The organism is uncultured Nocardioides sp. (assembly GCF_947488025.1).
In the GTDB taxonomy this organism is placed as follows: domain Bacteria; phylum Actinomycetota; class Actinomycetes; order Propionibacteriales; family Nocardioidaceae; genus Nocardioides.
The window spans coordinates 706,682-717,349 of record NZ_CANKYS010000001.1 but is presented as its reverse complement, the minus strand read 5'-3'; the positions used below and the strand labels follow the sequence as shown (position 1 = coordinate 717,349).

The following is a 10,668-nucleotide window of genomic DNA, read 5'->3' as shown; positions in this document are numbered from 1 at the left end:
GTCGTTCAACACGGCAGAACGCGACATGCGTCAACAATCCCGGCCATCCCCGCCGATCTTTGGGAGACACGCCCTAGGTGCCACGAAGGGTCCGCTCGGAGTCCGACCTCCCCCGTGGCGTGGGATGCCGTCGTCCCGGGCGCGGCGGAGACTGGCGACCGTGCCGGGCTCGGACGGGGTGCGGCCACCGCGCGGAAGGGACGATGGCGTGACGACGAAGAGTGACTTCTCCGAGGAGGAATGGGCCCGGATCGTGCGGGCGCCGTTCGTGGCCGGGCTGGCGATCTCCCTGGCCGATCCGGGCGGCCCCATCGAGGCCGCGAAGGAGACGATGGCCTCGATGAGGTCGGCCACCAGCCCGCCGAGCCGCGAGGAGCTCCTGTCCGACGTGGCGCTCGACGTCCAGGGCATGGTGCAGGAGCGCCGTCACCCGCTGAAGGGGTACAAGCCCACGGGGCCGGCCGTCGGGGACGAGGTGGTCGCCGAGCTGCGCGAGGTGGTGGCGGTCGTGGCCGGCACCGCGACGGCCGAGGAGGCGACGGCGTACGGCGCGTGGTTGCTCGCGAGTGCCCAGGCGGCGGCCGAGGCCGCCAAGGAGGGCGGCTTCATGGGCTTCCACGCCGAGCAGGTCAGCGCCGGCGAGCAGGCGATGCTCGACCGGGTCCGCGAGGCCGTCGCCACCTGAGGCGACCCGCGGCTACGGCGTACGGCCGTCGTCCTCCACCTCGGGATCGGGGTGGCCCTGCGCCATCCGCGCGGTGTCACGCCTGATGCGCTCCGCCCGGCGTCGTTCGAAGAGCAGGATGGCGACGACGACCCCCACCATCACGACGACGGTCATGACGAGCCGGAAGGCGTCCATCCCTCCACGATGCCACGCCCCCGACGGGGATCGAAGCGGCGCTCGGCGGCGGCTACGCGCCCGGCACCACGCGCATGTCGCGGTCCGCGCCGCCGTCGAGGGCGCGGAGCGCCTCCTGGTAGGCCTCGGTGTCGTGCGCGGCGACCGCCGCCTCGACCGACGGGAACTCGATCACGATCGTGCGGGTGGCCTCGCCCTTCTCGAAGGTCACCTCCGGCACGCCCCGCGCCAGGAACCGCCCGCCCGCCGCGGTCAGCGCGGGCCCGGCGAGGGTGGCGTAGGCCGCCACCTTGTCGGGGTCGTGGACGGCCTTGTAGGTGGTGATCCAGTACGCGGTCATGGTCGCGACACTACGACGTGCGCCGCGGAGCGGAGCCCGCGAGCCGGGGCAGAGCCACTAGCGTTCGTCGGGTGAGCTTCCTGCGCCCCTCGGACGAACCCTCCGTCGCCATCCGGCAGCTGTCGCGGTGGCTGGAGGCCGATGCCGCTCCGCCGCTCCTGATCGAGACCTCCGGCTCCACGGGCAGGCCCAAGGGCGTCGTCATCCCGCGCCGCGCCGTGCTCGCCAGCGTCGAGGCGTCCGCGCGCCGGCTCGGCGGGTCCGGCCGGTGGCTCCTCGCCCTCCCGTCGTCGTACGTCGCGGGGGTGCAGGTCATCGTGCGCTCCCTGGTCGCCGGGCACGAGCCCGTCGTCGTCGACGGCCTCGACGTCGGGCGTGCGATGGCCGCGGACCACGCCGACACCCCGACGTTCGCCTCGCTCGTGCCCACCCAGCTGCACCGCATCGTGGGCAATCCCGAGCAGGTCGCCGCCCTCGCGCGCTGCCACGCCGTCCTGGTCGGCGGCGGCGGGCTGGACCCGGAGGTGCGCCGGCGAGCCGAGGAGCTCGGCGTCCGCGTCGTCGCGACCTACGGCTCCTCCGAGACCTCCGGCGGGTGCGTCTACGACGGCCTGCCCCTCGACGGCGTCGGCGTGACGATCGGCGCCGAGGGGCGCATCCGGATCGCCGGACCCACCCTGTTCAGCCACTACGCCGACGACCCCGCGCTGACCGCCGAGTCCGTCGTCGACGGCTGGTTCCTCACCTCCGACGCCGGACGCCTCGACGAGGACGGGCGCCTGCAGGTCATCGGGCGCATCGACGACGTCGTCGTCAGCGGCGGCGTGAAGATCCCGGTGACCGCCGTCGCCCAGCGCCTGCGCCAGCACCTGCTCGTCCAGGACGCCGAGGTCCTCGGCGTCCCCGACCCCGAGTGGGGCCAGCGGGTCGTCGCCGTCGTGGTCGGCAACGTCCGCGAGGGCGAGCTGCGTGACTGGGTCAGCCTCGAGCACCCCCGGTCGTGGGCGCCGCGCGAGTTCCGGTGGGTCGACAGCCTGCCGCTGCTGCCCAACGGCAAGGTCGACCGGCAGGCCATCCGGGCCGCGCTGTGACGGCCGACCTGCACGTCTTCTCCATCCCGCTGCGCACGAGGTTCCGCGGCATCACCGAGCGCGAGGGGGTGCTCCTGCGCGGCGACGCCGGGTGGGGGGAGTGGTCGCCGTTCCTCGAGTACGACGACGCGACCGCGCGCCCGTGGCTCGCCTGCGCGCACGAGGCGGCCGACGTGGGCTGGCCGGAGCCGCTGCGCGACGTCGTACCCGTCAACGTCACCGTCCCGGCCACCGACCCCGAGCGGGCACACGCCATCGTCAGGGCCGGCGGCTGCCGGACGGCCAAGGTCAAGGTCGCCGAGCGGGGCCAGACGCTGGCCGACGACGTGGCGCGCGTCGAGGCGGTGCGCGACGCCCTCGGGCCCGACGGCCTGGTGCGCGTGGACGCCAACGGTGCGTGGGACGTCGACGAGGCGGTCCGCGCGATCGCGGCGATCGACCGCGCCGCCGGCGGTCTGGAGTACGTCGAGCAGCCGGTGGCGGCCGTCGAGGACCTGGCCGTCGTCCGCCGTCGCGTGGCCGTGCCGATCGCCGCCGACGAGTCGATCCGCCGGGCCGAGGACCCCTACCGCGTGCGCGACCTCGAGGCAGCTGACATCGCGGTGCTCAAGGTCCAGCCGCTCGGCGGTGTCCGGGCATGCCTGCGGATCGCCGAGGACATCGGGATGCCGGTCGTGGTCTCCAGCGCCATCGAGTCGAGCGTCGGCATCGCGGCCGGCGTCGCCCTCGCGGCGGCCCTGCCGGAGCTGCACCACGCCTGCGGGCTGGCCACGGTCCAGATGCTCACCGACGACGTCGCGGCCGACCCGCTCCTGCCGGTCGACGGGATGCTGCGGGTGGGGCGGCCGGTGGTCGACGAGGACGCCCTCGCCCGGCTCGCGGCCGCCGACGACCGGGTGGCCCACTGGCGCGCCCGGCTCAGTGACGTAGGGCAGGATCGGTCCTCGTGAACGCCTCGACGCAGCTGGCTCGCACGGTCGTGACGGCGCTGCGCGGTGCACGCGTCGGTGAGGTGGTCCTGGCTCCCGGTTCGCGCAACGCACCGCTGTCCTTCGCGCTGCACGACGCCGCCCAGGCCGGTGGCCTGCGCCTGCACACCCGGATCGACGAGCGCACGGCCGGCTTCCTCGCCCTGGGCCTGGCCAAGGTCGGAGGCGACCCGGCCGCCGTCGTGTGCACCTCCGGGACGGCCGTCGCCCACCTGCTGCCCGCCGTGATGGAGGCGGCCCACGCCGGGGTCCCGCTGGTGGTCGTCACCGCTGATCGCCCGGCCCGCCTGCGCGGCACCGGCGCCAACCAGACCACCGACCAGGCCCGCATCTTCGGTGCGTTCGCGGCGACCCTCGACGTGGCGGCAGCCGACCTCGAGGAGCTCCTCGGCTTCCTGCGGCAGCACCGCCACCGCCGGCCGGTCCACCTCAACGTCCAGCTCGACGACCCGCTGCTCCCCGACGACGCATGGACGCCTGCCGACAGTGCCCCCGAGTGGGTCGACGACGACCCCGGCCCGGTGCAGACCAGCCTGATGGTCGAAGCAGGCCCCCGCACCGTGGTGGTCGCCGGCGACGATGCCGGGCCCATCGCCCGCGTCATCGCGCAGAGGGCTGCCTGGCCGCTGCTCGCGGAGCCGTCGAGCGGCTGCCGCACCGGTGCCAGCGCGATCCGCACCTACCGGCTCCTGCTGGACGGCGAGCTCGGGGAGCAGGTCGAGCGGGTCCTGGTGCTGGGCCACCCGACCCTGTCGCGCCCGGTCTCGCGCCTGCTCGGGCGGGCCGACGTCGAGGTCGTCTCGGCGCGGCACCGCGGCATGTGGACGCGCCGCCCCTTCCCGGTCGACCACGAGGCGGACCACCTGCTGGTCGAGGACGCGACCGACACGTCGTGGGCCGACGCCTGGCAGCAGGCCGACCGGTCGGTGTCGCAGCAGCTCGACCGCCTCCTCGCCGAGGAGCCCGACCTCACGCCGTACGAGGTGGCCGGGGCCGTCAGCCGCGCGCTGCCGCCGGGTGGCCTGCTGTTCGTGGGTGCCTCGAACCCGATCCGGGACCTCGACCTGATGGTCGCCCGCTACGAGGTCGGTGGCCGCCGCAAGGTCATCGCCAACCGCGGCCTGGCCGGCATCGACGGGACCGTCAGCTCGGCGGTCGGCGCAGCGCTCGGCCGACCGCGGTCCTCACGCGCGCTGGCGCTGATGGGCGACGTGACGTTCCTGCACGACACGACGGGTCTCCTCCTCGGCCCGCGCGAGGAGCGGCCGGACCTGACGATCGTCGTGGTCAACGACGACGGCGGGTCGATCTTCGCGACCCTCGAGCAGGGAGCGCCCGAGCACGCCGACCGCTTCGACACCCTCTTCGGCACCCCGCACGGGGCCGACCTGACGAGCCTCTGCGCTGCTGCGCGGGTGCCGCACCTGCAGGTCGGCAGCCTGCCCGAGCTCGAGCAGGCGCTCGCGATGCCCAACGGCGGCATCGAGGTCGTCGAGGCGCGGGTGCGCCGGGACAACCGCCGCGAGCTGGACGAAAAGATCCGCGCGCTGGCCCTTCCCTGAGTCAGGGAGTGGACCAGCGCGCGGACCGTGGTGCTGCGGTGCGTCAGAGGCTCAGGCCTGCGGGGTCTCCCACACGCGGACCCAGTCGACGTACATGTTCTGCGGCAGCTTCTTGTCGTTCATCTCCAGGGCCTCGTAGTCGGAGGCGAGGAGGCTGAGGATGAGGTACTGCTGGGCCTTGGACACGCGCTTCGACGTGCGCCACGTCTCCTTGCCGTCGATGCGGAAGATGAGCGTCTTCGGCGTCCACTGGACCGAGAACACGTGGTAGTTCTTCGACCAGCCGTCGCGCTTGTTCTTCAGGAACGACTTCGAGTCCTTGATCCACGAGCCGGTCTTGATCAGGCGCTTGCCCTTGTACCAGTGGATGAAGCTGGTGAGGCCACCCTGCGGGTGCTTGTCACCGAAGTACTCGATGATGTCGATCTCGTGGCCGTCGCTGCCGGGGCCGTTGCCGCCGACGGGCTGCGACCAGAAGCTGGCGTGCTGGCCCTGCGACTTGTTCATCTTCACGCGCGCGGCGGCGACGCCGTACTTGAAGCTGAACGCGCCCTCGGTGCCGACGTGGCCGTTGAGGCGGTAGGAGATCTTCTTCTTGAGCTTGCGCGAGGTGGCCTTGCACTTGCCCTTGGCCGACTTGTCCTTGATGACGCTCAGGCGCAGGGCGCCGCCGCCGACCTTGACGGCCTTCGGGTCACCCTTGGAGCACTTGCGCTTGCTCTGGGCCTCGTAGTCCTGGCCGCGCATGCTCCACACGGGGCTCAGGGAGCCGCCGGAGAACTCGTCGCTGAAGGTCGGGGTCAGCCACTGCGCGGTGTCGGCGGCCGAGCTGGAGACCTTCTTGAGGCCCTTGAACTTCTGCGCGGTCACGCGGTAGGTGACAGCGGCGCCGTTGCTGGAGACCGCGGCACGGAAGTTGGCGTCGCCGGAGCGCTCCTGCTTGGCGGTGCCGACCTTCTTCCACGACGAGCCGCTGAGCCGCTCGAGGACGACCTTGCGGCCGACCTTGACCGGCTTGATGGTCGCGGTGACGGCGGCCTTGGCCGAGCTCGCGCTGGCGGTGCGCTTGCCCTGCTGGACGATCTGCGGGAGAACCTCCACGGAGATCTTCTGGCCGGCCTTCCTGGCCACCGACGAGGTCACCGACGTCGACGCGGCGCTTGCCGCGGAGTCGGTGGCCGAGCCGGTCTCGACCGTCAGGAGCAGGGACGCGGGCAGGAGCAGCGCGGCGGCGCTGCCTGCGAGCACGCGGCGTGCAGACATAAAGGACTCTCTTCGTCTCGGGTGCGATTGGTGTTTCCCCCAGGGCACTCCACCCGTCGGAGGCTGCCCCACCCTAACCTTCCGCCCCACCCGTTCGGCGATTTCCCGATCGCGGCGCGCGCCTATGGTGGGGACCATGCGGATCACCAAGTTCGGCCACGCGTGCGTCCGGGTGCAGGGTGACGGCGGGGTCGTCGTCATCGATCCCGGAGTCTTCACCGACCCCGCGGCGCTCGAGGGCGCGGACGCCGTGCTGATCACCCACGAGCACGCCGACCACGTGCATCCCGACCACCTCCTCGGCAGCGACGTGCCGATCTGGACGATCGCCGCCGTCGAGCGGCTGCTCCGCGAGCAGGCGCCCGAGGTCGCGGCTCGCGTGACCGTCGTGCGCCCCGGCGACCGGCTCGAGGTCGCCGGCACGGCGGTCGAGGTCGTCGGCGAGAAGCACGCGGTCATCCATCCCGACTACGACCGCTTCGACAACTCCGGCTACGTCCTGGAGTCCGCAGGAGCGAGCGTCTACCACCCCGGTGACGCGCTGACGGCGCCCGGCCGCGCGGTCGACGTCCTGCTCGCGCCGGTGAGCGCACCCTGGCTCAAGGTCAGCGAGGCGATCGACTTCGTGCGCGAGGTCGCCGCACCGCGATCGCTGGCGATCCATGACCGCGTCTACAGCGACATCGGCCTCGACATGGTCGCCACGCACATGGCCAACCTCCTGCCGGAGGGCCAGGCCTTCGAGCGTCGCGAGCCCGGCCAGGACCTCTGACCCAGAGGAGTGGTTCAGCCGGCCCCGAGCGCGTCGCGCACGGGCACGAACTTCGCCTGCGACTCGGCCAGCTCGGCCTCGGGGTCCGAGCTCGCCACGATGCCGCAGCCGGCGAAGAGCCGGACGCCGCCCTCGGTCACCATCGCCGAGCGCAGCGCGATGCCCCACTCGCCGTCGCCGGAGGCGTCCATCCAGCCGACGGGGCCGGCGTAGCGGTCGCGCGGCATGCCCTCGATCTCGGAGATGAGACGCGTCGCCTCGGCCGTCGGGGTGCCGCCCACGGCCGCGGAGGGGTGCAGCGACTCGGCCAGCTGCAGCGACGTCGCGTCGTCGTGGACCACGCCGTTGACGTCGGTGGCCAGGTGCATGACGTTGGGCAGGTGGAGGACGAACGGCGCCTCCGGCACGTTCATCGACGAGCAGTGCGGCTCCAGGGCGTCGGCGACCGAGCGCACGGCGTACTCGTGCTCCTCGAGGTCCTTCGACGAGCGGGCCAGGGTGGCGGCGAGGGCGAGGTCGCGCTCGTCGTCGCCCGTACGCCGGATGGTGCCGGCCAGCACCCGGGAGGTCACCAGGCCACGCTCGCGTCGCACGAGCATCTCGGGGGTGGCGCCGAACAACCCGTCGACGTGGAAGGTCCAGCACATCTCGTAGTGGGCGGCGAGCTCGCGCAGCGGCCACCGGACGTCGAGCGGCTCGTCGGTGGTGGCGATCAGATCGCGGGCCAGCACCACCTTCTCCAGGTCGCCGGCGGAGATGCGGCGTACGGCCTCGGCCACGACCGACATCCACTCCTCGCCGTTGCGAGCGCCGTCGGAGAAGACGAGCCCGACGGGCGGATCGGGGGCCGTGGCCGGGACCAGCTCCGGCGCCTCGACCGAGACGGTCGTCAGCCAGGCCCGGTCGCCGCGACGTCCGACGACGACCTGGGGGATGACGAGCACGGAGTCGCCGGGCTCGTCGGCGAACGCGAAGGCCCCGAACGAGACCAGGCCCGTGCCCGGCTCGACGACCTGGTCCTCGACGTCGGCGCGCGCGACGGTCTCCGACCACCACTTCACCGCGTCGCTGAAGCGTGTCGGTCCCGACGTGTCCAGGCGGGCGGCGACGCCCCACCCGACCAGCCCCTCGTCGCGGCGCAGCCAGCTGACCGGGTCGTGCCGGGGCAGCAGGTCGAGGAGGCGGAGGTCCGCCGGGTCCACCGGGACGGTGCGCACGACGAGCGGCGGGGTGGAGGCGGACGCGGGGGTCGTCACGAGGGGGGAGCCTACGCCGAGGCGTGCAGGGCGGGGACGAGAGATCGCCCAAACGGCGAACAGGAGAGGCGTACGTCACCTAGGTTGCCTCGGTAACCGACACCCCTAGGAGCCCGCACGTGCCTGCCCACGAATCTCCTCTCGTCCGGTTGGAACGCCACGCGCGCAACCGTGCGCTCGAGGTCGCCGTGACGGAGGTGCGCGACGGGTCGTGGACCACGCTGACGTGGAACGAGCTCTACCGCCGGGTGATCGACGGCGCCGCCGGCATGATCGAGGCCGGGGTCAACCCGGGCCAGGTGGTGGTCCTCCGGGTCCCGACCGGCGTGCGCCAGCTCGAGCTCGAGCTCGCCACGCGCGTCGCCGGGGCGGTGCCGCTGCTGCTGCCCGAGCACCTCGACCCGGCCGAGGTGGGTCGGCTCCTCGACGAGGTGGAGGTGCGGCTCGTCGTCGTCGACGACGAGCGTCGCCTGTCCCTGCTCCGGCGGGCTGCCCTCGCCGACGCCCAGCTGTTCGAGTGCGACGACCGGTCCTGGGAGCGCCTGCGCGGGATGGGCCTCGAGCGCCGCAAGCGCCAGCCCGACCTGCTGTCCTGGGTCGCCGGCGTGCGCGCCGGGGCCCCCTCGGCGCCGGTGCTCGCCCTGCCGCGCGAGAAGGCCCAGGCGTGGCTCTTCCGCCCCGAGTGCTCCGGTGCCCTGTCCGAGCTCACCGGCACCGACGTCGTCCTGCTGACGGGTGAGGCGGCCGACCGCTTCACGACGGTCGCGCGTGACGCGCACCTGACCTCGGGCTGCACCCTCGCCTGGGTCGAGACCCCGGAGGAGCTCGAGGCGGCCCTCGCCCACGTGGCGCCGACCCACGTGCTGCTCGACCACGCGGCAGCCAGGGTGCTGGAGGACCTCCTCGAGGCCGGCAGCGTCGACGGCTCGCCGTGGCACGCGACGCCGCGCGAGGTCCTCGACGCCGCGTCCGCGCAGGTGGCCGAGGCGCGGCTGGGCTCGAAGGAGCGCAAGCTCGCCGCCGAGGTCACCGCCCTGGCGCCCTGGTGGGGCGGCCGGTTGCGGGTGCTGGTGATGGACGCGCGCGTCCACCGCAGGGTCAGCGCGCTGGCGACCACCCTGGGCTTCCGCCTCGGACGCATCGCGCACCACCCCGCCGTCCGGCTCGAGCTCGCGCGCGAGCACGCGGTGGTCGAGGTGCCGGCCGCGCCCCGGGTCGAGGCCTCCTCGGTGTCCCTCCCGCGTCGCGGGAGGGCGGGCGACGGGCTGGACTCGGCCTTCTCGCTCGCTGGTACGCCCGGCAGCTGAGCAGCGCCCGGGCGTCGGAGCAGCCGGGCCGTCTCCGGGAGCGAGACCGCTCCCCAACTGTTCGTGCAGTCGCTCTCACGGCTGTCGCGCGAACGCCCCGACGACGCCGCGTTCCTGCTCGTCGGCCCCGACAGCGTCACGCCGCGCACCTGGGCCGAGGTGGCGCAGACGGTCGAGCGCGCCGCGGCTGGGCTGGTCCGCAGCGGGCTGCGCGTGGACCAAGTCGTCCTCTCCCTGCTGTCGTCCGACCACGCGCACCCCGAGCTGGACCTCGCCATCAGGGCGATCGGCGCGGTGGTGGTCCACGTCGGACCCGGCGTGACGACTGCCGAGCTGGCGCGCGACCTCGACGGTGCCGACGTACGCCTCGTGGTGGCCGAGGATCCCGCGGACCTCTCCCGCCTCGACGGGGTCGCGCTGACCCGGGCCGGGTTGTTCTCCCTCGACGGCGGCCGCGGGTGGGCCCGGCTCCTCGAGCTCGGCGCGGAACGGCTCGTGATGGACCCGACGGCGGTCGAGCGTGCGGACAGCATCGTCGACCCGGACGGCGCGGGCCCCCGGCTCCTCTCGGGCGCGACGCCCGTCGGGCGCGCTCCGGAGGGCGCCCTGCGCGACGGCGTGCTGGACCCCCGCGCGGTGGCCCTGGTGGCGGGCGACGCCGCCGACCCCCTGGTCCAGGTGGTGCGGGAGGCGCACCTCGACCTCGGCTTCACCCTCTGCGTGGTCGAGGACGCGGCGCGCCTGCCCGAGGTCGCGACCATCGCGCACCCCTCGGTCCTCGTCGTCCCCGAGCGGCACGCCGACGCCCTGCCCGACGTGCTGCGGGTCCTGGCGCCGGCCGTGCCCAAGGGCACGCCGGACCCGCGCGTGGCGCGCCGGATCCGGGCGCGCCCCGGGCGCGCCCTCGTCGGCCCGCGGCCCGCTGGTGGTCACGCCGGCGCCGACGGAGGCGGTGCGTGCGACCCTCGCCGAGATGGGTGGTGCGCTCGAGGTCGTCACGCTCACCGACCTCCGCGCCGCCGACCTGCCCGAGCCGCCGCCGGTGGTCCTCGGCGACGCCGCCCTGCTGCCACGGCGGTCGCGTCGCGCACCCGGCGACCACTTCGGCCTGCGTCTCGAGCCCGAGGTGGACGCCTCGGCGTTCCTTCCGTCGCTGCCCCTCATGTCGGGGGAGTCCTTCCTCGACCAGCTGCTTCTCTCGCGCGCCCGCCAGGCACCCGAGTGAG

The 10,668-nt window shown here is 73.9% G+C and carries 11 protein-coding genes and 1 pseudogene; 8 read left to right on the top strand and 4 right to left on the bottom strand.

The window, feature by feature from the left end; translation table 11 throughout:
- Positions 1-208 precede the first annotated feature (208 nt).
- The gene (locus Q1B24_RS03335; RefSeq protein WP_299923177.1) at positions 209-685 is read left to right on the top strand and encodes a hypothetical protein; all 477 of its coding nucleotides are present in this window, start codon (positions 209-211) and stop codon (positions 683-685) included.
- Between the two features lie 12 nt (positions 686-697).
- On the opposite strand, the gene Q1B24_RS03330 is transcribed toward Q1B24_RS03335, so the two are convergent.
- Both Q1B24_RS03330 and Q1B24_RS03325 read right to left on the bottom strand, forming a co-directional pair.
- Positions 698-862, bottom strand: a complete 165-nt coding sequence (locus Q1B24_RS03330) for a hypothetical protein (RefSeq protein WP_299923175.1) — start codon at positions 860-862, stop codon at positions 698-700.
- A 52-nt stretch (positions 863-914) separates the two neighbouring features.
- Entirely contained in the window at positions 915-1,202 is a 288-nt protein-coding gene (locus Q1B24_RS03325; protein WP_299923172.1) for a DUF1330 domain-containing protein, read from the bottom strand.
- Between the two features lie 71 nt (positions 1,203-1,273).
- On the opposite strand from Q1B24_RS03325, the gene Q1B24_RS03320 reads away from it, so the two are divergent.
- Genes Q1B24_RS03320 through menD form a run of 3 tightly spaced genes read left to right on the top strand, consistent with a single transcriptional unit; the run spans position 1,274 to position 4,844 of the window.
- Positions 1,274-2,293, top strand: a complete 1,020-nt coding sequence (locus Q1B24_RS03320) for an AMP-binding protein (RefSeq protein ID WP_299923170.1) — start codon at positions 1,274-1,276, stop codon at positions 2,291-2,293.
- A complete protein-coding gene (locus Q1B24_RS03315; RefSeq protein WP_299923168.1) occupies positions 2,290-3,243 on the top strand; it encodes an o-succinylbenzoate synthase in 954 nt (317 codons plus the stop codon). The genes Q1B24_RS03320 and Q1B24_RS03315 overlap by 4 nt, the downstream gene beginning before the upstream one ends.
- Positions 3,240-4,844: a 2-succinyl-5-enolpyruvyl-6-hydroxy-3-cyclohexene-1-carboxylic-acid synthase gene (gene menD, locus Q1B24_RS03310; protein WP_299923166.1), complete on the top strand. Its 1,605-nt coding sequence runs from the start codon at positions 3,240-3,242 to the stop codon at positions 4,842-4,844. The genes Q1B24_RS03315 and menD overlap by 4 nt, the downstream gene beginning before the upstream one ends.
- A 51-nt stretch (positions 4,845-4,895) precedes the next feature.
- On the opposite strand, the gene Q1B24_RS03305 is transcribed toward menD, so the two are convergent.
- Entirely contained in the window at positions 4,896-6,107 is a 1,212-nt protein-coding gene (locus Q1B24_RS03305) for a glycoside hydrolase family 16 protein (RefSeq protein ID WP_299923164.1), read from the bottom strand.
- A 136-nt stretch (positions 6,108-6,243) separates the two neighbouring features.
- On the opposite strand from Q1B24_RS03305, the gene Q1B24_RS03300 reads away from it, so the two are divergent.
- Positions 6,244-6,879: an MBL fold metallo-hydrolase gene (locus Q1B24_RS03300; RefSeq protein WP_299923162.1), complete on the top strand. Its 636-nt coding sequence runs from the start codon at positions 6,244-6,246 to the stop codon at positions 6,877-6,879.
- A gap of 14 nt (positions 6,880-6,893) precedes the next feature.
- Here Q1B24_RS03300 and Q1B24_RS03295 read toward each other — a convergent pair whose 3' ends face one another.
- Complete coding sequence (locus Q1B24_RS03295) at positions 6,894-8,135, bottom strand: isochorismate synthase (protein ID WP_299923159.1); 1,242 nt, start codon at positions 8,133-8,135, stop codon at positions 6,894-6,896.
- Positions 8,136-8,254: 119 nt separating this feature from the next.
- Between Q1B24_RS03295 and Q1B24_RS03290 the strand changes: the two genes are divergently transcribed.
- The 3 genes and pseudogenes from Q1B24_RS03290 to Q1B24_RS03280 all read left to right on the top strand — a co-directional run bounded on the left by Q1B24_RS03290 (position 8,255) and on the right by Q1B24_RS03280 (position 10,667).
- The gene (locus tag Q1B24_RS03290; RefSeq protein WP_299923157.1) at positions 8,255-9,442 is read left to right on the top strand and encodes an AMP-binding protein; all 1,188 of its coding nucleotides are present in this window, start codon (positions 8,255-8,257) and stop codon (positions 9,440-9,442) included.
- 63 nt (positions 9,443-9,505) lie between these two features.
- Positions 9,506-9,781 (top strand): annotated as a pseudogene (locus tag Q1B24_RS21820) (AMP-binding protein); the annotation flags it as partial.
- A 634-nt stretch (positions 9,782-10,415) separates the two neighbouring features.
- Complete coding sequence (locus Q1B24_RS03280) at positions 10,416-10,667, top strand: hypothetical protein (RefSeq protein WP_299923153.1); 252 nt, start codon at positions 10,416-10,418, stop codon at positions 10,665-10,667.
- The last annotated feature ends 1 nt before the right edge of the window (position 10,668 follow it).

What these genes read in the sequence shown, in the direction of transcription:
- Q1B24_RS03330 (WP_299923175.1), bottom strand. Translation starts at nt 862, where the DNA reads ATGGACGCCTTCCGGCTCGTCATGACCGTCGTCGTGATGGTGGGGGTC.
- Q1B24_RS03325 (WP_299923172.1), bottom strand. Translation starts at nt 1,202, where the DNA reads ATGACCGCGTACTGGATCACCACCTACAAGGCCGTCCACGACCCCGAC.
- Q1B24_RS03305 (WP_299923164.1), bottom strand. Translation starts at nt 6,107, where the DNA reads ATGTCTGCACGCCGCGTGCTCGCAGGCAGCGCCGCCGCGCTGCTCCTG.
- Q1B24_RS03300 (WP_299923162.1), top strand. Translation starts at nt 6,244, where the DNA reads ATGCGGATCACCAAGTTCGGCCACGCGTGCGTCCGGGTGCAGGGTGAC.
- Q1B24_RS03280 (WP_299923153.1), top strand. Translation starts at nt 10,416, where the DNA reads ATGGGTGGTGCGCTCGAGGTCGTCACGCTCACCGACCTCCGCGCCGCC.